At 66.4% G+C, this 23,153-nt stretch carries 21 protein-coding genes; 14 read left to right on the forward strand and 7 right to left on the reverse strand.

Going from position 1 to position 23,153, the window contains the following annotated elements; genetic code table 11:
- The first annotated feature begins 111 nt into the window (after positions 1-111).
- Both AB0J64_RS48095 and AB0J64_RS48100 read left to right on the forward strand, forming a co-directional pair.
- Positions 112-3,471, forward strand: coding sequence for a LamG-like jellyroll fold domain-containing protein (locus AB0J64_RS48095; RefSeq protein WP_364043096.1), 3,360 nt, complete (start codon positions 112-114; stop codon positions 3,469-3,471).
- A gap of 114 nt (positions 3,472-3,585) precedes the next feature.
- Positions 3,586-4,452, forward strand: a complete 867-nt coding sequence (locus tag AB0J64_RS48100; RefSeq protein WP_364043098.1) for a hypothetical protein — start codon at positions 3,586-3,588, stop codon at positions 4,450-4,452.
- Positions 4,453-5,124: 672 nt separating this feature from the next.
- Here the strand turns inward: AB0J64_RS48100 and AB0J64_RS48105 are convergent.
- The gene (locus AB0J64_RS48105) at positions 5,125-6,492 is read right to left on the reverse strand and encodes an IS1380 family transposase (protein WP_364043100.1); all 1,368 of its coding nucleotides are present in this window, start codon (positions 6,490-6,492) and stop codon (positions 5,125-5,127) included.
- A 427-nt stretch (positions 6,493-6,919) separates the two neighbouring features.
- Between AB0J64_RS48105 and AB0J64_RS48110 the strand changes: the two genes are divergently transcribed.
- The 4 genes from AB0J64_RS48110 (at position 6,920) to AB0J64_RS48125 (ending at position 9,558) form a co-directional block, all read left to right on the forward strand.
- Positions 6,920-7,204 (forward strand): hypothetical protein, encoded by a 285-nt coding sequence (locus tag AB0J64_RS48110; protein ID WP_364043102.1) that lies wholly within the window; start codon positions 6,920-6,922, stop codon positions 7,202-7,204.
- A complete protein-coding gene (locus AB0J64_RS48115) occupies positions 7,201-7,626 on the forward strand; it encodes a hypothetical protein (RefSeq protein WP_364043104.1) in 426 nt (141 codons plus the stop codon). Before AB0J64_RS48110 ends, AB0J64_RS48115 begins: the two co-directional genes overlap by 4 nt.
- Positions 7,627-8,222: 596 nt before the next feature.
- Complete coding sequence (locus tag AB0J64_RS48120) at positions 8,223-9,059, forward strand: transposase family protein (protein ID WP_364043150.1); 837 nt, start codon at positions 8,223-8,225, stop codon at positions 9,057-9,059.
- A gap of 223 nt (positions 9,060-9,282) precedes the next feature.
- Complete coding sequence (locus AB0J64_RS48125; RefSeq protein ID WP_364043106.1) at positions 9,283-9,558, forward strand: hypothetical protein; 276 nt, start codon at positions 9,283-9,285, stop codon at positions 9,556-9,558.
- Between the two features lie 349 nt (positions 9,559-9,907).
- On the opposite strand, the gene AB0J64_RS48130 is transcribed toward AB0J64_RS48125, so the two are convergent.
- On the reverse strand, positions 9,908-10,159 hold the full coding sequence (locus AB0J64_RS48130; RefSeq protein WP_364043108.1) for a GntR family transcriptional regulator: 252 nt from the start codon (positions 10,157-10,159) through the stop codon (positions 9,908-9,910).
- 187 nt (positions 10,160-10,346) lie between these two features.
- Here AB0J64_RS48130 and AB0J64_RS48135 point away from each other — a divergent pair, with 187 nt between their 5' ends.
- Positions 10,347-10,529 (forward strand): hypothetical protein, encoded by a 183-nt coding sequence (locus tag AB0J64_RS48135; RefSeq protein ID WP_364043110.1) that lies wholly within the window; start codon positions 10,347-10,349, stop codon positions 10,527-10,529.
- Between the two features lies 1 nt (position 10,530).
- On the forward strand, positions 10,531-10,818 hold the full coding sequence (locus tag AB0J64_RS48140; protein WP_364043112.1) for a hypothetical protein: 288 nt from the start codon (positions 10,531-10,533) through the stop codon (positions 10,816-10,818).
- A gap of 326 nt (positions 10,819-11,144) precedes the next feature.
- Here the strand turns inward: AB0J64_RS48140 and AB0J64_RS48145 are convergent, their stop codons facing one another.
- A complete protein-coding gene (locus tag AB0J64_RS48145; protein WP_364043114.1) occupies positions 11,145-13,988 on the reverse strand; it encodes a BTAD domain-containing putative transcriptional regulator in 2,844 nt (947 codons plus the stop codon).
- A 964-nt stretch (positions 13,989-14,952) separates the two neighbouring features.
- Between AB0J64_RS48145 and AB0J64_RS48150 the strand changes: the two genes are divergently transcribed.
- The 4 genes from AB0J64_RS48150 (at position 14,953) to AB0J64_RS48165 (ending at position 19,465) form a co-directional block, all read left to right on the forward strand.
- Positions 14,953-16,233, forward strand: a complete 1,281-nt coding sequence (locus tag AB0J64_RS48150; RefSeq protein ID WP_364043116.1) for a tetratricopeptide repeat protein — start codon at positions 14,953-14,955, stop codon at positions 16,231-16,233.
- Between the two features lie 44 nt (positions 16,234-16,277).
- Positions 16,278-16,865: a copper resistance CopC family protein gene (locus AB0J64_RS48155; RefSeq protein ID WP_364043118.1), complete on the forward strand. Its 588-nt coding sequence runs from the start codon at positions 16,278-16,280 to the stop codon at positions 16,863-16,865.
- Positions 16,862-18,838, forward strand: coding sequence for a cytochrome c oxidase assembly protein (locus AB0J64_RS48160; protein ID WP_364043120.1), 1,977 nt, complete (start codon positions 16,862-16,864; stop codon positions 18,836-18,838). Before AB0J64_RS48155 ends, AB0J64_RS48160 begins: the two co-directional genes overlap by 4 nt.
- Positions 18,839-19,075: 237 nt before the next feature.
- The gene (locus AB0J64_RS48165) at positions 19,076-19,465 is read left to right on the forward strand and encodes an ATP-binding protein (RefSeq protein WP_364043122.1); all 390 of its coding nucleotides are present in this window, start codon (positions 19,076-19,078) and stop codon (positions 19,463-19,465) included.
- Positions 19,466-19,487: 22 nt separating this feature from the next.
- Here the strand turns inward: AB0J64_RS48165 and map are convergent, their stop codons facing one another.
- Complete coding sequence (gene map / locus AB0J64_RS48170; protein ID WP_364043124.1) at positions 19,488-20,336, reverse strand: type I methionyl aminopeptidase; 849 nt, start codon at positions 20,334-20,336, stop codon at positions 19,488-19,490.
- Positions 20,337-20,368: 32 nt separating this feature from the next.
- Between map and AB0J64_RS48175 the strand changes: the two genes are divergently transcribed.
- The gene (locus AB0J64_RS48175) at positions 20,369-20,542 is read left to right on the forward strand and encodes a hypothetical protein (protein WP_344985502.1); all 174 of its coding nucleotides are present in this window, start codon (positions 20,369-20,371) and stop codon (positions 20,540-20,542) included.
- On the opposite strand, the gene AB0J64_RS48180 is transcribed toward AB0J64_RS48175, so the two are convergent.
- Entirely contained in the window at positions 20,539-21,183 is a 645-nt protein-coding gene (locus tag AB0J64_RS48180; RefSeq protein ID WP_364043126.1) for a cyclase family protein, read from the reverse strand. The genes AB0J64_RS48175 and AB0J64_RS48180 overlap by 4 nt on opposite strands.
- Complete coding sequence (locus AB0J64_RS48185) at positions 21,180-21,431, reverse strand: hypothetical protein (RefSeq protein ID WP_364043127.1); 252 nt, start codon at positions 21,429-21,431, stop codon at positions 21,180-21,182. Before AB0J64_RS48185 ends, AB0J64_RS48180 begins: the two co-directional genes overlap by 4 nt.
- A gap of 73 nt (positions 21,432-21,504) precedes the next feature.
- On the opposite strand from AB0J64_RS48185, the gene AB0J64_RS48190 reads away from it, so the two are divergent.
- On the forward strand, positions 21,505-22,539 hold the full coding sequence (locus AB0J64_RS48190) for a LysR family transcriptional regulator (RefSeq protein ID WP_364043128.1): 1,035 nt from the start codon (positions 21,505-21,507) through the stop codon (positions 22,537-22,539).
- Here the strand turns inward: AB0J64_RS48190 and AB0J64_RS48195 are convergent.
- Positions 22,514-23,092, reverse strand: a complete 579-nt coding sequence (locus tag AB0J64_RS48195) for a hypothetical protein (protein ID WP_364043130.1) — start codon at positions 23,090-23,092, stop codon at positions 22,514-22,516. The two genes, AB0J64_RS48190 and AB0J64_RS48195, sit on opposite strands and share 26 nt — an antisense overlap.
- Positions 23,093-23,153 lie beyond the last annotated feature (61 nt).

A 23,153-nucleotide genomic window follows, 5' to 3' on the forward strand; every position in this document is an offset into this window, starting at 1 on the left:
CCCAAGCTCAGCGTGGACTGGGTGCTGCCGCCGGAGATCCCCACCGTGACCGCCGAGTCGATCGACTCCATCAGCGGCAACGACGCCATCGCCCGCAGCACCAACGTCAAGGTGACCTACAAGTCCAGCGTTCCCGAGGCGACGCCGCTGGACTACACCGTCACCGTCAACGACTCCACCATGCCCCCTCCCCCCGTCCAGCTCCCCACGGGCGAGACCGCCTTGTGGAAGCTCGACGAAGCCTCTGGCGCCACCGCAGCAGACTCGTCCGGCAACGGGAACAACGGCACTGCGTACGGGACCTACAGTCGTGTCCCCGGCCAGCTCGGGCGGGCGGTCAACCTCGCACCAGGGGCAACGCTCAGTGCGGGCAAACCGTTGATCAACACTGACCAGACCTATACCGTGGCCACCTGGGTGCGCCTCAACAGCAGCACCAAGGATCAGGCGGTGCTCTCCCAGATGGGCACTTACATGCCCCATTTCACCCTGGGCTACAAGGTTTCCGGTATGGCGGACTTCGACCGGCGCTGGGCGTTCGAGATCATCAATCAGGACAACCCCAGCAGCATTCAATTGACTCGCGTGCAGGCGGAGAAGCAAGCCAAGATCGGCCAATGGACGCACCTGGCCGTGCAATATGACCGGGCAGCGCACAAGGTCCGGCTGTATGTGGACGGGGAACTGGCCGGCGAAGGCGACTACACCGCCGACTGGAACGCGCGCGGCGCCTTCGAGGTCGGCACCGGCAGAATCCTCGGCAACCCGGCAAACCTGGACGGCGCCGTGGACGACCTGCGCGTCTACCAGCGAGCACTCACCCCCCAGGAGATCCGCGCACTGGTCATCTCGACCAACACCACCACGCACACCGGCATCCCCTCCGGCCAGGTCATCGACAAGACCTTCACGATGGACAACCCGGCCAGCTTCAAGTTCGTCGTCAAGGCCTGCCGCACCGGCGTCACCCCGCCCTCCTGCAACGAGAGCCCGGCCTACCGGATCACCTCCGACGCACCGGTGCTGCCCTCCGACACGCAGACCGGTATGGAGGAACCGACTCTGCCGATCCTGTCCGGCATGGTCAACCGCCCCTCCGGCGGCCCGGTCACGGCCAAGTACTATCTCTACGACAACAACGGCACACCCGTCGGCGCAGCACCACTCGGCATCCGGACCGTCAACGGCGGCGAACGCGCATCTTTCCAACTCCCCGCCAACACGGTCCAACCCGGCACCACGTACAAGTGGCAAATGGTCGCCTGCGCAAACGGCGAGACAGCAGCCGACGAGGTCTGCACCTCGAAGACCGCGCCAGTCACCTTCACCACCCCCGGTACGCCCCCGCCTGACGCGGAGGAGGAAATCCGACACCTGTCCCTGGGCAAAGATAGCTTCGTCATAAAGTCTGCCAAGACCGATCCGACGGCATGCAACGGTGAACCGTGCGCAGTTGAGGACTCCACGGTAATGCGACTTGGCGGAAGTGGCATCGACAAGACCGTCGCGATTATCGCTCTCAACCTGAGTGAGTTGCCCGCTGGAGCAGTGGTCACCGAAAGCATCCTGCAACTGGGCGCTCCGAGTTGTCCATCTGGACCATGTCCAGCAGACACTGTCATTACCGCGACCCCGCTAAAGTCCACTGTCACGTCTGAGACGAAGGGCTCCGACCTGGCCGCAGATGTAGAGCCTGACACGACCTACCCGTTTCCGATGAACGGCACGCAGGCCGACATCGCAAGGAACGAGCACAAGTGGTTGATGCTTACATCCAACAGAGAAGAGACAATCACACTCGGAGAGGATCCTGCAGCAGTACAGCCTTCGATGACACTGACCTACGTCCCGGCTGCACCGCCTAGCGGCGTTCTGAACCTCGCCGCTTCAGCAGGCGATGGCGGTGGGACGGCCAGTTGGGGAATTCCGGAAAGCACTGGCAGCACCGCCACATTCGACGGCTACGATGTCAAGGTCACAGACAGTAGTGGTACCTCCGTTAAGACTCTCGAGGTACAGATCCCGTACGTGACGCTTACCGGACTCACGAATGGCCAGAGTTACACGGTCATGGTGAGAGCCAAGACCGCCTTCGGTGTCAGCGACTGGGAGTCGGCAAACTTGACGCCAAAGGCTGTTCCGCCACCCAGTTCTGCGACATCATGCATTCCGTTCCTGGATACACCGCCCAGCTCGGCCAGGAATTCAACGATCGCAGAATCGGGAGCGACGGAGTATATCAATCGGATCAAACACTACTATCAGGCGCAAGACGCTGTATTGGAAGGCCGCGCAGCAACCATTTGGGAAGCGCCCGGCGTTACCCCAGAAGCGCCGAGCACAGCCAAACTCTCGCTGCTGAATGAACAGCTGGTCAAACAACGGGCAGCGATGCAGAGGGCAGGCGAATCACGGGTCGACTCCACTCTCAGCCTGGATAATGCAGTAGTCCAGGGTGCTGCGGATGGTTCCGTGCGTGTTACAGCCGGAATATCAAGAACCTGGAAGATTCAGACCCAATCGCAAACGAGCAGCGCTGCAGTTGCAGCCACCTCAGGCGAGGTCGACCCCAGCGAGTTCACGGTCTCCGTTTTCGTCTTCGACAGGTGCGGTAACGTTACCATTATCGATGTTCCTATGGACAGCGAAGAGGACAGTACAGACTTCGGCGACTGGGATATCGATGCCCAAGGAGTGCCCACTAACATATTCGATCCCCCAGCTTCCAGTGGCCTCTCAAATCGTCTCGCCGCTGGCCCTCCTGACCCAGGAGACACTGGCGGGTGGGAGAGAATCGGCCCCTATCTCACGCCAATGGTTGAGTATTCCCCAGTCAAGGGTGCGAAAGTTCTCATGAGGGGACGGTCAATATGGACCAAGGGCGCACTCGGCTGGGATGAGACAACATGGAGGATCAAGAACTTTAGCAACTGGGCAAAGCTCTACACACACCCAACGATCTTCTGGAAGCCGAAAGTCAAGGGCAAGAAGAGCGCATCGGAGGCCGCCCGCAATAAGTATATCTATTACCACTCGCAGATCCGCATGACTGCCAAGCCATGCTTTAAATCGTCAACGACCAAGTTCGTCTTCGAGGGCGGCATAAGTCTCGAATACAAGGGCAATCTTTCGGGCAGTTTCAATGTTGGCGTCGAAGCAACTGGCGACGAAAAGTGCCCATCGGAAATTGTGGCAGAGACTAAGTCTGGAACTGGACTTCTGGAGATCTCTTATGCCAGCAAGTCCATCGAAGCGCGATGCTGGCAATCCGGAACACAAGCATGCTCTCTTCCCACCTACAATCACTTCATCAACGGAGAATTCCAACTCGAGACTTATGTCTCTCCCAAGGAAGACGCTCAATGTCATCCGCCCGAGCCGAAGAGGTGGAACTACTGCAAGAAGACAAAGATCCTTCCTCTCAAGTCTGTTAGTACGGGCTGGCGCGAGCGCGATGGTAGTCTCTACTAGCCCTCTGATCTTGTAGACTAGGCGCAACGCGGGAGGCGGGTACGATGCAGCATTGTCCCCGCCTCCCGCTTACATCATTACGGCACCAAGAAAAACTACACAAGGGAGCGCCACATGGTGGCACTTAGCCCCATCAAGGGGCCAACTCTAGGAGCGGTTTTAGCATTAACGTGCTTGAGTTGCACAGCAGCTGCATCGACACAGGCCCAAACACCCAGAATAAATGAGTCCGCCAGCCAGTCGGATGCGCAGCGAATACGGGCCGTCATCGGTAACGCCATAATGGCCGCGAACCCCGAATATTATATAGAGGTTGATGACCCAAGCCTGACGGAGAAGAATAGCGCCAACGAGCTAAGACTTCCATTCAGCGTTAAGCCGCTCGGCTTTGAGGGCATCACTAAGACGGTGCCATGGCTTAAGCGATATGAAGTATCTGTTAACGGAACCGGCACTTCGATCAGGAGTGCACCCCAGTTGCCGGCAACCGCCATGACAGGATTCATCCAAGGAGTGCGCAACAGAACTGAGCTGAGCATCGATAAAACGCTCGCGCGCATGCCTCAATCACTTCGCGTGTTCGCGGTGGTAGAACTCAAAGACCCGCTACACCCTTCGGATCTTAAAAAGGTTCCGACCGGTTTCATTACCGACGTATTTTTCTCTCCTCTTGTCTCTGGGCGCCGACCGGTGTTCTGGCGCATGGGACCGGGATGCGAGAGCATGTTCTTGCCTCCGTGCAAGAGCGATACGGATGTCGTAGCACAGTTCAAGAGCTGGGTCGGCATGCTTCAGCCTTCGGATGGCAAGGCATTAGCTCAACTTGGGCTTGACTTAGGACTGTTACGAATGGCGGCCACCGACTCGAAAATCTACGGATTCGTGATTGATGGACCACCCGAAACTGTTCGTGCATATGCAACCGGTCCGGACGTCAAGGCGGCTGAGATCTTTCAGGCAATCCCCGAATATCGTAAATAGGTCCGATGGAACCCCCACCGTTCCAGCTTGGACGCAGAATCTGTATCTGCCGCGGAGGTCGGCCCCAGAGCAAGATGCGCGGCTCGGTCATACTCACATGGTGTTGTTCGGTGCTCCTGCGTGCAGTAACCCGGATCGGAACGACGATCAATTGCGGCGTGCGCACGATTACGCGTAGATCGACCGGTTCGGTTCTGTCATCGCCAACACCTTCCGCCGCCCCACCCCGAATACCCGCTGACTCAAGGCGAGTACGCACGGTGTAGACCCGAAGGTAGTGCGCAGACTCTGGCCTCGGGAAGTGGCTTCCTGGTCGGTAGCCCAAAGACGACCACAAACTGAACGGCTGAATTGAACCCGGCCTTGTCCATGACATGACCACCGCCCGCAGCATCCTCGTGGTCACGCCCGCTTCAAGATCGTCAGCTGACCGGCTGGCGGAGCGGTGAGGTCGGCCCGGTCTTATCACTAATAGTGTGTCGCCCCGGAAATAGGACGAAGCCCAAGTTAGCCTCGATTCTTCAGTGGGCTGTGCTGTGTGAGCGGCTCCGCGGTTTGCCCGTAATGTCCCCGGTGCGGGTGGGGCGGGCCGTCGCATGACGCTGCGGAGGCGCCGGGTTCCACGTGCCCGGATGAGGCTCCTTCCTTGATCGTCGTGGTCGAGGCCGGCTCTCAGGCGGGAGCGGGTAGGTCGGTGAGGCGCTGCCAGGCCAGGGCGAAGGCTTGGGACCAGGGCCAGGTACGTTCGATGCGCAGGTGGCGGCGGCGGGCGCGGGCGGCCAGGCGGGCGGTCAGGTGGTAGAGCCGGTATCGCATGGTGTCGGGTTCGGCGTGTTCCAGGTCGTCTTGGTCGTGCAGGGTCAGCAGGCGTAGCCAGCAGTCCAGGTCGTGGCCGAGGTTGGCGGTCAGCATCCAGCCGGCGTTGACGGTCCAGTTCTTGCTGGGCAGGTTGCGCAGGCCCATCGCCTTGCCAGCGCGGACGCGGTCTTCGACGACGGCGTGGGCGCGAGCCAGGGCGTCCAGCCATTGCGGGTGGTGGGAGCCTGCGATGCCCCACATGCGGCCGATGTTGGTGACGACGATGGAGTACTTCCAGCCGGTCCGGGTCTCGAAGGCGGTGAGGTTCTTGCGGTGCCGGGCCGAGGGACGCACCCGGCGCACCAGCAGTCGGATGCCGTCCGGGCAGCCGGTGCGCTGGTTGAGTCCGGTGAGTTCGGCGACGTGGTAACCGGGTTGAAGGTCACCATCCTGGTCGAGAGAGTCGGTCCAGGCGGTGGCGGGCAGCCGAGTGATCGCCTGCTCATCGAGGTCGGTAATCGTCCAGCCGATCAGGTAACGCACCGTGCGGCGGGCGGTGTTCAGTTTCTCCAGGTGGGTGAGCAGGTTGTGGGTGGCACCCGCGCCGTCCACCCGTACCAGGATCTTGGCCTGGCAGGAGTTCGGGATCTGGGCCAGCGCATCGGTGAGCACCCGCAGGTGGTCGGCGACGGTGTTGCTGCCGGCGTTGCCGGGGCGCAGCAGCATCGCCAGCGCTTCCTGAGTGTTGGCGCACCAGCAGGCCAGCGGGTGAAAGCCATACGTTTTCTTGAACGTGACCGCCGCGCCGATCTTGTCGGAGGCGAAGGTGATGATGGTGGCGTCGGTGTCGATGACGATCCATCCGCGTAGCCGTTTGCCGGCCACGGTGAGCCAGGGGAAGCCGCCCGGACGCAGGTGCAGCAGCTGCCAGACGTGCCGGCGTACCCCGGCCCGCATTATGGCGATGCGGGCGAGCATCGGCTCGTCTAGGCCGGCCAGCGTGCGGTGAATGGTGGAGTCCGACGGCGCTGCGCCGAACAACACAGCGTGGTGGGCTTGCAGCCGTTCGGCCTCCAGCAGGCTCCGCGCGCCGCACGTGATCGCTGCGGCCAGGGTGACCAGGACGTGAGCGCGGTCGCGCCAAGTCGCGCTTTGCCCGCCCGCCCACAGTCCGCCGAGCGCTGCGGTCAGCCCCACCCGATCGGCGAGCTTGTGCAGCAGGACCGCGCCCGCGTGACCCACCAGCCCTTTTCCATCGGCTGTGACAGACAACCGGCGATCCCACCCGATACGCTCACTCACCAGACAGGTGCACCTGCTTCTGCAGCGGATATGGCTTCGACACCCGAATCCTTGCAGTTCAGGGGCACCTTTTCTCATGTTCTAGAGCACAGCTACCGCCCCGGTTGAATAGCTGAGGTTAGCAAGCTCTAGCTACAGATCCACTTGCTTGCCCCCAGACTTCGTCGTGGCCGAGTGTGTCACCACTGCGGCCACGTCGGTGGGCGCGATCGTTACGGGTGAACTCGGAGGGCGTCTTCTGCGTACATCCCGGCGTCTGGGCGTTTCAAGAGCCGGGGATGACCATGCTGATACGTTATGCGCCCTTCGCCGGGAGTTTTGGGGTGTGGGAAGATCCGACTGTTGTCGAGCATGCCGGAGACCCGCCATGACGACGCCTTCGCCGGTTCCCCAGCCGTCTCCCGAACAACCGCCGGCACATCGTCCGGCAGATCCTCCGGCCCACGCCGACACAACCCCGACGCCGCCCTCTCTGACGCCGCCGGCGGTCGCGCAGCCACCCGACTGGGGATACTCGGGGATCGATCCGAAGCTGATGGGCGACTACGAACACGATCCAGCCAGCTCCGAATCGCGCGTGTACTGGGCGATGACCGACGCGATGACCCGCCAGCTGACCGACACCTCCACCCCCAGCTGGCGCTCGGTATGAGCACCCCGGACCCCGGCACGTGGCTGCTGAACCGGATCGACGCCCGCGAGGAAGCCCTGACCAGCCAGATCGAACAGGCACGAGACCAGATCGAGGAGCTGACCGCCCGCCTACAGGAGCTCGACCAGGACCTCGATCACCTCCGGATCACCCGCAAGACCCTGCTCCTCCTGGCTGCCGAGCCCGATCCGGCACCCCCGCTGCCACCGGCTCCCGTGGTCCCCGATCACCCGTCCTATCAGCAGATTCTCACCCTCATGACCGGCGGCCAACCCACACGAGCGCGCGACCTCTGCCCGGCCCTGGACCTGCCCCTGGAACGTAAGAACATCGAGAACACCCGCGCCAAGCTCAAACGCCTGGTCACCCTCGGCATTCTCGTGGAGACCGAGCCAGGATTGTTCGCCCAGCCGCGTCCGTAACCCGGCAACGAGCCCGTGACCAGCCCTCCTCATGCAGTGCAAGCGATCAAAGGGACATCAACTCGCGAACCGCCCTTCTCACCATCGCCATGCTCGCACTGGCGTTCCTGGCCGTCACGCGCGTCACCCTGCCCACCGATGCTGATGAGGCCACCGACGAGGGAAAAGCCCATCCGCTTCTGGAGGCGTCGCCGCGTTGAGGCTCCTGCGGCTCTCCCTCGCCGAGATTCGCCGTGTTCTGGCCCGGCTGTTCATCCCTGCGGCCAATGCCATCGATCATGTCCTGGCCTGGTCGAATTCCGGCGGCTTCACCAGACGCGCGCCCTGACCAGCCACTATCGGCAGCGCGGCGATCCGCTCCCACCGGATCTACGAATGTAGTACCAGGCTCGGCCCGGACGCTGATCCGTTGCTTCGCCACCTTGGACTCACTGAGGTGATCTCAGAGAAATAATTCGGGCGATTGGGAATTTTCGGGACGCCCGTGGTGGCGTTTCGGGCCTTTCGGGAGAAGTCGTCGAAGGCCGGAGACAGACGTGGAGCCTCCGGTAGATGAGTTCTCACCACAAGAATCCCCGTCGGCCGAAAGGCTCCACGTGATTGCTCATCGTGCCACGCTCGACGTCTCCCGTGTACTGGTTACGTACGTTGCCCGGTTGCTGCAGGACGAACGTCGACGGCTCGGCACTCCCAAAGGGAGCCGCGCCCTCACCCCGTTCTGGCAGGCGGTGCTGGTTCTGCGCTGGTTCCGGGGCGAGTCCGACATCCCCAAACTTGGCCGCGATCACCGCGTCTCCCGGGCCACGGCCTACCGCTACATCGCCGAAAGAATCGACGTCCTCGCAGCTCAAGCCCCTGATCTGCACGAGGCTCTGGACCGCGCCCAGGACGACGGGCTGGCCCATGTGATCCTGGACGGCACCCTGATTCCGATCGATCGCTGCGCCGAGCAGGCCCTCAGCGTCAAGGGCGAGCCCATCGACGCCTGGCACTCGGGCAAGGCCCACCAGCATGCCGGCAACCTCCAAGCACTCTCGGCACCCAGCGGGCTTCCCCTGTGGATCGCCGAGGTCGAGCCGGGCTCAGTCCACGATCTGACCGCCGCTCGCGCGCACGTGCTGGGCGCGTTGTACGCCGCAGCCGCAGCCGGCCTGCCCACCCTCGCCGGCAGCGGCTACGACGGCGCCGAGATCGGCATTCATACGCCGATCAAGCAGCCCGCAGGCAACCAGATCCTCAGCCCGGACAACCGCACCTACAACCGGCTCCTACGCGCCTTGCGATGTCTCGGCGAACGCGGGTTTGCCCTGCTCAAAGGGCGCTGGCGCATTCTCCAGCACATCACCGCCAGCCCCAGCGCAATCGGCGACATCGCCTGTGCCGCCCTTGTCCTCACCCATTTCGAGCACAACTACCTACCAGCAATTCGCTGAGATCACGTCACTCTCGCCGATCTCCACCAGCGGGCAGGCCAAGGGCTCGTTTACGGCTACATCGATGCAGCACCGGGCACGGACCAATGGAAGATGCTGAACAGCTCCATGATTGCGTGGGCGCGCATCATCGATGCCGATTTGTAGGGCCTGCCAGTAGTAGGCAAGCGGTGGTGGGTACGTCCATGTGCCGCTGCTCGTCATCGGTGAGGGTGGCGGGGTTGTGCAGCAGCGGGCTGATGGCTGGGAGTTGGCCTGCGACGGCGACCTGATCGGGCGGGCCACTGGCGGCCTGTGTCAGCCTGGAACGCAGCCGCATGGAGGAGGTCGCCGGGTTGAGTGCCGTCTGGCCGAGCAACTCCCGCGGCAAGCGGGCACGGACGGAGCGGTCGCCGTGGTGCCGCTGCGCGAGCGCACTACGACCGACCTGGCCGAGCGGCTGCGCGTCAGTGCCGGGTGGTGGCTGCTCTGCCCGACACCCGCCTCTGCGTGGGGCTGAGCGGCGCCTCGATCGGGCCCCGCGATCAAGGGCGGTGTGGAGGAGGCCGGGCACGCCAGGTGCCTGGCCGAGGCCGCGCCTCCGGGCAGGCGATCGATGGGTGAACTGCGCCAAGCCCTGAGTCGTACGCCAGCTGAGGTGCCCGAGGAGGGGGCCGCCTCGATCAGGCAGAAGTACGGGCTCGCCTGACTCCTGCCGCGACTCGGGCTCAGCCTGATTCCCGGCGGGGACTCTACGCGCGGCCCTGGATCGCGATGACCAAGCCCACCTCGTACCAGACGGCGATGGCTTTCTGACGGTGTCGCGGCCCCACTCGTACCCATGCATCAGCCATTGCCGATACGGGGGTTTACTTGTCTGGCCAGGTCTGTCGGGGTGCCACAAACGTCCCTCGCCCTTGGATGGTGATCACCCAGCCTTCATCACGCAGGAGTTCCATGGCGCGCCGGACTGAACCGCGAGCAATGCCGTGCTCCTGCTGTAGCGAACTCTCGGAAGGAACGAGTTGCCGCTCCTGCAAATCACCGGCCTTGATCTTCTCCCTGATGATCCGCGCAAGCTGCTCGTAGATCGGCATCGGGTCAAGCTGGTCGACTTTCACGGACTACACGTTAGAGACGGGCATAGATGATGCTTACGCCCGATACGTGTAGCACCGGCTAGACGTACTAGACGAGATAGACGTGTTGTATGGGAGGGACGAGCGACGTACACTGCCTGTCACCAGGTAGTCAGCCCGCCACGGCTATACAGCGTCAAGACGGGCCGGATAAAAGGGGGCCGACACCATGCGTAACCCAGCCACGGATGGGGACTTCACACGTCATCTGGTCTCAGAGGTCCAGGCCGTGCTGGAAAAGCACGGCTACCGACTGCCTCCAGGCGGCGATCACATCCACGACCTCGTCATGGCTCGCGTCGATCTCGCCCTCAAGAACCTCGTCGAGATCTTCGAGGGAAGGACCAGGTGACATGGCGGTCGACAAGCTCGCCGACTTCCACGGTCCGCACGTTCAACCACCCCTGCCCGGGCACGTCAGGCTGTCCTGGTACGAACTCACCCCTCGGGTCTCACGCATCCGGGTTATCTCGCACACCTGCGAATGCCGCGAAACAACGTACGAACTGTGCGCCGCCGCCGGCCAGGGCTTCGTCCGCCGTAACGACCGCGCGGAGCAGACAGTCCACGAAACCGTATGGACGTTGACCGCGACCGCCAGACGCATCTTCGAGCAGATCCTGCATGGCGAGGCACGATGATCGGTATGCCCGTGCGTGGTTTCCTGCCTATCGCCGCCAAGCACCGCCTCGGCTACTACGACGTCTTACGCGACGCGCTCTCGGGTCGGCTCTGATGCCACCCGACGCGGGCACGTCCCCTGATCCGAGCACGGCAGGGTAGTCCCACACCCTGCGGGCCGATTTTCCTGGTCTGTGCGGACGCCGTGCGCGGCGGATCGCTTCCAACGGTGGCGGAGGTGCCCGAGCCGTCCCAGCACACGACCTGCACGTTGGGATGGGTGCGCAGCCAGGCCTCCAGGACATCGGCGGTGCGGTCAGGCAGGAGGTCGATTTCTTCCTGGCACTCAGGGACGCGGGTCCGTCCAGGCAGCCGCCTGTGCTGCGGCCACGGCCGCCTGCTCCTCCCTCAGTCTGCGCTCCCAGCGAGCTCGCCCGAGTCCGCCCTCGGATGCGGCCGCCTCGGTGACGTAGGAGAGTGCCTGCTCGGGATACTCCAGCAACCGGTACGCGCGCGACAGCCCGATCAGGCAACGAAGCTTGCCGATCCGGTAACCACTCGCCTCGAACAGCTCACGAGCTCTGAGAAGGTGTGGCAGAGCCTGCTTCGGGTCGTTCAGATCGACGTGGGCCTCGCCGAGCGCTGCCCGGATCTGTGCCTCGTGGAAGCGGTCTCTCGCCTTCTCGGCCGCGGCCAGCGCCTCACGCAGAACCTCGCACGCCTTCTCCGGATGTCCCGCACCTAGGTGGGAGTCCCCCATGCACATCAGCGCGTACCGGACCCCCACGTTCGCGCCGATGCTCCTGGCCAGCGCGAGCTGGAGCTCCGCCCAGGGCAGCGACTCCTCGTAACGTTCTCCCGAGTTGTAAGTGCTGGCCAGGTTGCCCAGCGCACGCATCTCGCCGAACGCATCGCCGAGCCGCCGGGCGAGCTCCAGCTCGGCCCGCAGGTGGGCGACGGCTTCGTCCGTGCGTCCCGTCAAACGCAGGGCGTTGGCGATGTGGTCGTGCGCGAGCAGGGCGCTGGCCTCGTCACAGAGGCGCTCGCTCACCCGCAACGCCAGCGTGTTCAGCTCCTTCATCTCCGTGATGTGGTAGGCGCGTTCCTGCCGCCAGAGGAGGCCGAATGCGAGGTTGACGCCGAGCCGGGCAATCGTGTCGTCGGGGGAGTTCAGGGCCTGCAAGGCCGCAGCCGACAGGACGGCCTCCTCGTCGCTCAGCCATGCCTTCGCCTCATCCGCGGTGCGGACCTCGTGGGGTACCGCGTCGACTGGGGCCGCCAGTTGCGTGCGGTGTGGGTCGCTGACGTGGCTGGCCAGGCGTGTGGAGGCGGCGTAATACGACAGTGCGCGGATCAGCGGCTCGCGCCAGTCGCTGGGTCGCAACTCGCCGGCGAAGAGGCGGACGAGGTCGTGCAACTGGTAGCGGCCGTGCCCAACACGATCGAGCAGGTGGGCGTCCACCAGCCGCTCCAGGGCCGCTTCTGCCTCACCGGAGCTGACGCCGACCAGCGCGCCCGCCGCCTCCGCGGTCACCTCGGGGACGTGCAAGACTCCCAGCAGCGACAGCGTGCGCGCGGCCAGCCGGTCCACGGGGCGCGAGCCGCGTTCGAGCGCGGTGTGGCTGGCGGTCAGGCTGGAGCGGACCGCCAGGTCGCCAGCCGCGAGCTCATGCAGCCGGGTCCGCTCGTCGCTCAGGCGAGAGGCCAGCGCGGACACACTCCAGTCAGGGCGGCTGGCCAGTCGCGCCCCCGCGATGCGTAGAGCCAGCGGGAGACCGTCACACAGGCGGACGAGCCTGGCCGTCTCGCCCGCGTTAGCTGAGATCCGGCTCGCACCGGCGAGCTTGGCCAGCATCGTGGCCGACTCCGCCTGGGACATCCTGGTGAGCTCCACCTGGAAGGCGTCCTCGCTCCAGCTCATGGTCTCCCGACTGGTCACGAGCAGAGTGTTGCCCAGCGAGGCCGACAACAATGCCCGGATCTGCGTGAGGTCGGCGGCGTCGTCGAGCACGACCAGCACTCGCCGGTTGTGCAGGCGGCTGCGCCACGCGGCCGCCGCCTCGTCCAGGTCGGTGGGCACGGAGCTGGGCGGCACGCCGAGCGCGCGCAGGAACCGCCCGAGCACGTCGAGCGGGGTTAGTGCAGGTAACTCGGGCGTGGCGCCCCGGCAGTTGACGTAGAGCTGCCCATCGGGGAAGCGGTCCTTGGCCAGGTGGGCGACATGGGCGGCGAGCGCTGACTTGCCGACTCCCGGTGGCCCGGTGATGATCACCAATGGGCTCGGCGACGTCTCATCCCATGGCGCGAGCCGCTCCTTCAGGTGCACGATCGCCGCGGACCTGCCCACGAACCCCGCCAGCGGGCGGGGCAATTGGTGTGGTGTCTGGCGAGGCGCCGGCGCGCTAGGTGTGAGTGCCGCATCGGCACGCAGCACCATCTCGTAACATTGGCGCAACCCTTCGCCGGGCGACAGGCCGAGTTCCTCCGCGAGCACGACCCTGCCTTCCTCATATACCTTCACTGCCTCGGCCGGGCTGCCCGAGCGGAACAAGGCCGTCATGAGCAGCTCGCGGACCCGCTCACGCAGGGGGTTCTGGCGGGCGAGGTGCTGCAGCTCTTCGGTGATGTCCCGGTGGCGGCCCAGGCGTAGCAGGCTCTCAGCGCGCAATTCCAGCGCGGCAAGCCGGAGTTGCTCCAGGCGAACGCGCTCCGTCTCCGCGAACGGACCGGATAGCCCGCTGAGCGCGGTGCCGCGCCACATCGCCAGGGCCTCGTCGAGGTGATGGACGGCCCGGCTGTCGTCGCCGGCGCGCTGGGCTCGCCTGGCCTCCTCAATCCACTCGGCGAACAGCAGCGCGTCCACTTGGGTCGGCTCCACTCGCAAGACGTAGCCGGCCGGCATTCCCGCTAACACCTGCGACGGCTCGCGCCGCCCGCGATTGGGCTCGAAGGCGCGGCGTAGGCCGGCGATATACGTGTAAACGCTCTGCTCGGCATTGCGCGGGGCGTCCTCGCCCCAGACACCGGCGACCAGCCGCCCCATCGGGATGGGGCGGGGTGCCGCCGCGGCCAGGATCGAGAGGGCGGCCCGCTGCCTGGCCGGTCCGAGGGCGATGGGTTCTGCAGAGTCTCGGTAGCGAAACGTGGCGGTCACCTCTCCGAGAAGGCGGATGAAGATCCCTTCGCTCACATGACCCCCTCGACTTGCCCCTGAATTCCGTCAAGCAGGCAGCGTAGTAAGAATCGCCGTGGCATAAAGAGAGGTTTGTTGGCGGCGCCGTCGAAGTCAAGATCAGTAAGAGTGGCGAGGATGCCCCGTCTGGCGAGCACAATCCGGCCCCATGACTTCGAATCTCGTCCGGAACAGCCCAGGGCCGCCCCTTGTGTGGGCAGATCGGTACGCCGACTGGCCCCACGAGGCTCAGCAGCAAGCAAGAATACCCGCCTCAACCCCGCGATGTAGGTGTGCTGCTTGGCACTGGGAGGGGGAGAGCCCTCCGCAAGCCCTCGATCAGTTGGCTCATGATGACCACTCGCCCGGAACGCGTCGCCGACATCACCATGATTGCCTGTTGGCGCGGTGTCCCCAGATCGATCACCTGGTCGTCGATCATGCCGACGACCGGGCCCAAAAATCGGAGCGCCAGGCCGGCCGTCATGCGCCTCCCGTTGATCGCGAACGGATACACCTGCGTCAGCTTAATCAGAATGGCCGTTGCGTAAAGGCCCGAGCCGCGTTGTAGAGGGAATGTAGACGCGGCCGGTAACGTGAAGATCAGCCTATGGGCGGAGCCGGCAGGCTTCGTGCCCCGCGCTGGTCAGCGGTGCAGGTGGGATCGCATGCCAATGAGATGGATGCGAGAAGAGGGGCGCACACACGAAACGCCTACCCCAGCGTGCGGGCTGGAGGCACTGGTAAGGATTAGCACGTGCCATGCGCCCTCTCTCACCGGCCTATGTCAGCAGCAATGACTCTCGTCCATACTCTGGTAGACAGGCGACACTTCGGCACTCGCGGCCGTAGCATTACCACCAGTGGTCACCACGACAGTGATCGCGGCGACCAGAACGGACAGGGCAATGCGCATACGCATGGGGGTTCTCCCTCGCCTATGTGGGCTTGCATGGACTCATATTCTCAGGGAGCGACGACTGTGACTACCTCTGACCTGGTCGGACTCCGTATCAAGACGGTTCGGCGACAGCGCGGCCTGTCGCAGGCGCAGCTGGCGCATCCCGAGTTGTCTGACAGCTATGTCTCCTTGATCGAGAGTGGCAAGCGTACCCCTACCCCCGCCGTCCTGGAGCTGCTGGCCCAGAAACTCGACTGCTCGCTGTCCTATCTCGTCAATGGCGTGACTGCCGAGCAGATGGAGGACATCGAGCTGGCCCTCGGCTACGCGAGGCTCGCGCTCGAGAACGGTGAAGTCAACGAGGCCCGCGCGCGCTTCGCCGAGCTGCTGGCGAACAACAACCTGACAGGGCTCACTGCACTTCGTCAAGACACCGAATTCGGTCTCGCTCTCGCGACCGAGGCCTGCGGCGATCTCGATCAGGCGATCCCCATGCTCCTCAGGCTCCGCGACGAGGAGCTCCCCTCCGAGCGCCGCATTGAGATCGCCATGGTGCTCTGCCGCGTCTACCGTGACAGCGAGCGGCTGACCGAGGCGGTCGAGGTAGGAGAGCAGATGCTCGGCGGCAACGGCCGCCAGTGGACCGATCTCCTTGTCGAACTCGCCGCCACTCTGCTGTCGGCCTACATGGAGCGCGGCGACCTGCTGCGGGCTCGCCAGTTCGCGGCCGAACTGCTCAACGCGGCTGACGTGCTCGGCTCGCCCCGCTCGATCGTGGCCGCCAACTGGATGGCTTCCAATGTCGCCTACGCCACCGGCCACAACGAGGAGGCGTTGTCATTCGCCGAGAGGGCTATGGCCGTGCAGCTGGAGAACGGCCAGCCCCGCAGCATCGCCAGGATGCGCCTAGCGCTCCTGCAGAAGCGGCTCAGGGGCCGACCCGCCGAGGCCGCGGCCGTACGTGACGTGCTGCGCAAGACGGTTGCGGAGTTCGAGGGGACCTCAACCAGCACGATCGACCGAGCCCGCCTCCACATGGAGCTGGCCTGCGCGGAATACATGACAGGTGACCTCGACAAGGCCGCTGAGCATGCCATGATCGCCAGGGATTTGCTCCCTGAGTTCGGGCATGTGCTGGGTGCCGAGTCGAATCTCCTCCTCGGCTCGATCTACGGCTCCACCGGCCGCCTCGACGACGCGGGCAGGTACGTGGCGAACGTACGCGACTGGCTCGTCCCGCTGCCCGACTCCCGCCGCTCGGCCGCCACCTGGTACGCCACCGCCGAGACGCTGGAGCAGCTCGGCGACTCCGACGGCGCGGTGGAGGCCTACCAGCGGGCGCTGGCCTGCGCGGGGCTGTAGCGAGGTCAGGACCGGGTGGCGGCGTCGGTAGCCTTGAGGATGTCATGAAGAGATCCCCGCTCGCGGCACTCGCCGCTGTCGCCGCCGCCCTGCTCGTGCTCGTCACCGCCCCGCCCGCGCTGGCGCACGACGCGCTCAAGAGCAGCTCCCCGGCCAAGGGCGCCGAGGTCAAGGCCCTTGAGGAGGTGCGGCTGGAGTTCACCGCCGGCGTGCGCCTGCCGTACGTCATCGTGCGCGGTCCCGGCGACGCCGAGCATCAGCGCGGCAAGCCCGAGGCGGACGGCAAGGTGGTGACGCAGGCGGTCGAGGGGCCGCTGCCCGACGGGAAATACACGATCGCCTACCGGGTCGTGTCGTCCGACGGGCATCCCATCGAGGGCGAGATCCCGTTCAAGGTGGAGGGGGCGGAGACGCCGCCGTCCCCCACCCCTGCCGTCTCCGAGAGCGCGGCATCTGCAAGCGCCAGTGCGCCCGCCCAGGCCCAGGCTTCGGCCAGTGAGACGGCGGCGGCCACTGACCAGGCGTCGGCCTCCCAAGCGGGGACGTTCCCGGTCTGGCTGGTCATCGTGATCGGCGCGCTCATCGGCATCGGCATCGGCTTCCTGCTCAGCGCGCGGAGAAAGAAGCCATGAGCAAGGCGGCGCGTCTGGGGCTCGCCGGGGCGGCCGCCGCGGTCGTCGCGCTGGTGATCGGCATGATCGCCGGCGGCCGCGCGTTCCCGAGGATCATCCCGGGGCTGCCCGACTCCGGAGCGGTCGTCCGGTGGGGGCTGCCGCTGTCCAAGCTGGCCATGGACGTCTCGGGCCTGGCCACCGTCGGCCTGCTGCTGATGGCCGCCGCGCTGCTGCCCAACGACAAGGGCGTGCTCGGCAGGAGCGGCGTCGAATACGTCAAGGCCGCCTCGTGGGCGGCGCTGGCCTGGGCCGGGTCGGCCTTCGCCGGCATCGTGTTCGGCACCGCCGAGTCCATCGGCAGGACCGTGCCCGAGATCCTCAGCGGCCCCTTCCTCACCAGCTACGCCACCCAGACCACGCAGGGCGTGGCGCTCACGCTCGTGGTGCTGTTCGGGGTGGCGATCGCGCTGTTCTCACGCGGCGCCATCACCGCCGGGGCCGCGGCGGGGCTGCTGGTGTTCGCGCTGGCGACGCTGCTGCCTGTGCCCCTCACCGGGCACAGCTCGTCCTCGCCCAACCACGACCTGGCCACGTCGGCGGTGTCGCTGCACCTGCTCGCGCTCGCGCTGTGGGTGGGCGGGCTCGCCGTGCTGGCCCTGCACGCGATCCGCCGGCAGCCGCAGCTCGAGATCGCCGCGGCGCGCTTCTCCGACATGGCCGTCTGGTGCTACGCCGGTGTCGGCGTCTCCGGGGTGTTCAGCCTGGTCGCGCGGCTGGGTGCGCTGTCCGACCTGTGGACCAGCCAGTACGGCCTGCTCGCCGTGGCCAAGATCGTGGCCTTCGTGCTGCTCGGCTACGTGGGCTACTGGCACAGGCAGCGCACGGTCGCCGACCTGCGGAAGGGCAGGCCCCACGCGTTCACCCGGCTGGCCTCCGGCGAGTTCCTGCTCATGCTCGCCACCGTCGGCGTGGCCGTGGCGCTGTCGCGCACGCCGCCGCCCGAGTTCAGCGTGCCCGCCGACCGGGCGTTCGAGCTGCTCGGCTTCCCGCTTCCCCCCGAGATCACGCTCGGCAACGTGTTCACCCTGTGGTGGTTCGACCTGTTCTTCGCCGCGGTCGCCGCCGTGCTGGGCGGCCTCTACGGGCTCGGCGTCTACCGGCTGATACGGCGCGGCGACAAGTGGCCGTGGGGACGCACGGTCTCCTGGTACATCGGGGTGGCCCTGCTCGTCTTCGCCACGCAGAGCGGCCTGTCCCGGTACGCCAAGGTCATGTTCGACATCCACATGATCGAGCACATGACGCTCTCCATGGTCGTGCCGATCTTCCTGGTCCTCGGCGGCCCCGTCACCCTGGCGCTGCGCGCGCTCAAGCCCGCCGCGCGCCGGGGCGACCGGGGGCCGCGGGAGTGGATCACGACGATCCTGCACAGCCGGTTCGCCAAGGTCATCACGCATCCCGGCGTCGCCACGGCCATCTTCGTGGCCTCGACGTACGCGCTGTACTTCACGCCGCTCTTCGAGTCGGCCATGCAAGAGCATCTCGGGCACATCTGGATGACCCTTCACTTCCTGCTCAGCGGGTGCCTGTTCTTCTGGGTCATCATCGGCATCGATCCCGGGCCCAACCGGCTCCCGTACGTCGGGCGGCTGCTGATGCTCTTCGTCACCATGCCGTTCCACGCGTTCTTCGGGATCGCGCTGATGATGATGGGCACGGTGATCGCCTCCGGCTGGTACGAGCAGCTCGGCCGTACCTGGGGTGACACGCTGCTCCAGACCCAGAGCGACGGCGGGGCCATCGCGTGGGGGTTCGGCGAGATCCCGACCCTGCTCGTGCTGCTGGCCATCGCCGCGCAGTGGTACAGGGACGACGAGCGGCAGGCCCGGCGCACCGACAGGCGGGCCGACCGCTCGGGCGGGGGCGATGCCGACCTCGACTCCTACAACGCCTATCTCGCCCGCCTCAACCGCGCCGACAAGGGCGAGTAGCCCTTCTCCCGCGGCCGCATGGGCGAGTAGCGGTTCGGCCATGGCCTTCTATCTTCCCACTACACGTCTCTGGACCGGCCGGTAGCCTGTCTCGCAGGGGAGACGGGCATAACCGCATCAGTCAGCGTGCGTAGGCCTTGAGGGGGGATGCGCACCGCCAGGTTGGAGCGCCGGAGTGGGGACCGGCGCGGGACCGGCGTGCCGAGGAAGGCGAAACCATTGTCGGAAGAGACACGGATGCGCGGGGGGCAGAGTCTGGGGGAGGCGCTCGAGAGCTACCTCACCGAGTGGTCCGAGCGCACGGGGATCGTCGTGGAGACCTGGGCGCTGCCCGCCACCGACGTCTCCTCACGGGTCTTACGCGGCGTCATGGCCGCGATGGACGACGCCCTGTCCAACGTCGAGCTGCACAGCCGGGCCCACACCGTGTCCATCGCGGTGACCGTCTCCAACAGCGGGCTGCGCATGACGATCAGCGACGACGGGCAGGGCTTTCCCCCCACGGGCACGGGGAGCGGGATCGCCAGGATGCGGGCGGTGTTCGCGGAGATGGGCGGGAGTCTTTCGGTCAACAGCGTGCAGGGACAGGGCACGACGGTGACCGGGGTGGTGCCCAGGCGCCGGTGACGAACCGCCGCCCTCCCGGACCTCAGGGGAGGGTGAGGATCTCGCTGCCGGTCTCGGTCACCACGATCGTGTGCTCGAACTGGGCCGTGCGCTTGCGGTCCTTGGTCACCGCGGTCCACTTGTCGGGCCAGATGTCGTACTCGATCGTGCCCAGCGTGAGCATCGGCTCGATCGTGAACGTCATCCCCGGCACCAGCTCCACCCGCAGCGACGGGTCGTCGTAATGGGGCACCATCAGCCCGGAGTGGAAGCTCGTGCCGATGCCGTGGCCCGTGAAGTCGCGCACGACGCCGTAGCCGAAGCGCTTGGCGTACGCCTCGATGACCCGCCCGACCACGTTGAGCTGCCGTCCGGGCGCGACCGCCTTGATGGCCCGCATCATCGCCTCGCGCGTGCGCTCCACCAGCAGCCGCGACTCCTCGTCCACCTCGCCCACGAGGTAGGTGGCGTCGGTGTCGCCGTGGACGCCGCCGATGTAGGCGGTGATGTCGACGTTGACGATGTCGCCGTCCTGGAGCACGGTGTCGTCGGGGATGCCGTGGCAGATCACCTCGTTGATCGACGTGCACAGCGACTTGGGATAGCCCTTGTAGCCGAGCGTGCTCGGGTAGGCGCCGTGGTCGATGAGGAACTCGTGGCCGATCCGGTCGAGCTCGTCGGTCGTGACGCCCGGCTGGATGTGCTTGGCGATCTCATCGAGGGCCTGGGCGGCGATCCGGCCGGCCACCCGCATGCGCTCGATGATCTCGGGGCTCTTCACGTCGGACTCGCCGGTCCTGGGGCGCTTCTTGCCGACGTACTCCGGCCGCTCGATGTGGGCGGGAACCTTTCGCATGGGCGAAACTCGGCCGGGCTGGAGCAGTGTCGTCATGAAACATGAGTCTACGGGGCAGAATTGACCTCGTGAGCGAAGGCCAGTGGTGGTTCTGTCTCAAGCACATGCGGGTCGAGCCCGAGCAGGGCTGCCCCAACAAGGATCGGATGGGTCCCTACGCCTCAGAGCAGGAGGCGGCCGGGGCGCTGCAGCGCGCCGCCGACCGCAACAAGGCCTGGGACGAGGCTGAGGAAGAAGACTAGGGAACGATCGCGTACGCCCTGACGGGGAAGGTCCCCATGCCCGCGACCATCGGGGGCGCGGCATGGAAGCGGAAACCGCCTGAGGGCAGCTCCGCCAGGCCCGTCAGGTGCTCGACCAGCGGGATCCCCGCCTTCAGCAGGATCGAGTGGGCGGGGCGCTCGCCGTGCGGCGGGGTGTCGTCGATGTTGAGCGAGTCGATCCCCACCAGCGCCGCCCCCTGTTCGGCCAGCCACTGCGCCGACCCGGGCGCGAGGTAGGGGTGGCCGTGCAGGTAGGCGTCGGTGCCGAAGTGACGGTCCCAGCCGGTGTGGATCAGCACGGCTTTTCCGCGTACGTCCAGACCCTCGTCGATCACCACCTGCCGGCCCTCGCCGCCGCGGACCACCAGGCCGGGCAGGTCCACCAGCTTGCTCAGCGGCACCTGCGACAGGTCGGGCCCGTCGGCGTAGCGGTGGTACGGGGTGTCCAGGTAGGTGCCGGTGTTGGCGGCGAGCGTGATCACGCCGATGTGGAACTCCGTGCCCGGCGCGTACACCGCGCGCGAGTCCTCCCGGCTCAGGTGCGTCCCCAGCTTCGGGCCGGGGATGCCGGGATAGGTGACCATCCCGTCCACGATGCGGTGACTGAGTTCGACGATCATTTGGAGACTCCTGCTCGCGCGAGTTTGACGAGGGCCACGGCGCCGATGCCCGCCCAGATGAGGTTGAGCCCGGCCGACGGCCAGGCGGCGTTGTAAGCACTGTTGACCATCAGCCCGACCGAGCCGGCGAGGTTGACGATCTGGTACGTCACGCCGTCCCCGGATAACCGGGACGATGTGACCAGGGCGTACCCGGCCAGCAGCAGCGCGGCGCCGGCCCAGCCGGCGGCGGCGAGGACGAGATCCATGGCGGCCATTGTCCGGATCCAAGGTGCTGAAGCACAAATAAAGAAACCTAAAGGTGCGCGTAAGCTGACCTGCATGGACATTGATCCACGGCGGCTGCGCATTCTCCACGAGGTCGCCCGCCGCGGTGGCGTGATGCGGGCCGCCGAGGCGCTCTACCTGACCCCCTCCGCCGTCTCCCAGCAACTCGCCCAGCTCGAACGCGAGGTCGGGCTGGCCCTCATCGACCGCTCCCAGCGCAGCGTCTCACTCACCCCGGCCGGACGGGTGCTCGCCGGCTACGCCGAACGCGTGGAGGAGGAGCTGCTGGAGGCCAGGCGGGAGCTCACCCGCTTCACCGAACGCCTGGCCGGTCCCGTGCGCATCGCCGCCTTCCCCACGGTCATCAAGCACGTGCTGGTCCCCGCCATGCGTGACCTGGCCGCACGCCACCCCAAGATCACTCCGACCATCCACGAGATCTACGGCCAGCCCGCGCTGCAGGAGCTGCGGATGGGGGCCGTGGACGTGCTCATCACCGAACAGGACATGAGCCTGCCCGCGCTGTCGCAGCCGTCGCTGAGCACCCGGCTGCTCTACGTGGACGAGTACCGCATCGTGCTGCCGCCCGACTGGCCCGACCCCCATACGGTCGCCGACCTGATGCAGCAGCCGTGGGTGGCCGGCGAGCCGAACCAGGCGTGCGGCCAGGCGCTGGAGCGGCTGGCCGGGCTGCACGGGTTCGAGCCGCGCAAGGTGCACGTCATCACCGAGTTCGGGCCGACGCTCGCGCTGGTGGCGGCGGGGCACGGGGTGGCGATCGTGCCCGCGCTGGCTCTGCTGGACGTGCCCGAGGGCGAGGTGCGGGTGAGCGAGATCCGGGATGTGGGGGCGCGCAGGCTCGACGCCGTCACGCGGGTGAGCCGTACGAGATCGGGGGAGCCCGACCCGGTGCAGGCCGTGGTGATCGGCGCGATCGAGGAGACCACGGCGGCGCTCGGCACGTCGCTGAGCGGACGCCTGCCCGGTCCGCCGGCCGCGGACCGTGCGGCCGGCCAGCCGGCTGAGGACCGCACGGCCGAGCCGCCGGTCGAGGACCGTCTGGCTAGTCCGCCAGCTGGGGACCGCTGACCTTCTCCAGCAGGCGGGCCAGGCGCTCGCGCAGGCCGGGGCGGCGCTCCTGCTCTCCGGCCGCCGCGCTCACCAGGTGCTGCGCCCCGTCGAACGTCACCAGCCCCTCGCGCGGCACCTGGATGGCGTCATGGGCCAGGCCGGCCAGCTCCCGGTCACCGCCCTCGATGGCCAGGATGGTCGCGCCCGTGCGCCGCGCGTCGTTCACGCGTTCGAGCAGCGGCACCGGCGCCTGCTGCTCGGTCAGCACGAACAGCGTCTCGCCCCGGGCCGCCCGCTCCAGGCGCTCCAGGCCGACGCGGAGGTGGGCGGGGGCGTCGGCGGGCGGCGCCCAGCGCACCAGCGTGGGCGTGAGCTGCGACAGCCCCGAGAACCTGGCCTCGTCGGCGAGGTGCGCGGTCAGGTGCCAGGGCTCCTCGTCAGGGGTGCCGACCAGGAGCAGGCCGCCGGGCGAGCGGGTGGCACGCAGGGCGACGCCCAGCTCGCGGGCGCGTTCGAGCCAGCCGGTCTCGGCCAGGAGCTCGCGTAGCAGGGCCACCGATCCTGAGTCCATGTCACCCATGGTGCACGACCCGCACGTCCGGGGGTGGCTGATCCGGAAGTGATGTGCTGAC

The sequence above is a fragment of the Nonomuraea sp. NPDC049695 genome, assembly GCF_040674955.1.
Lineage (GTDB): Bacteria > Actinomycetota > Actinomycetes > Streptosporangiales > Streptosporangiaceae > Nonomuraea > Nonomuraea helvata.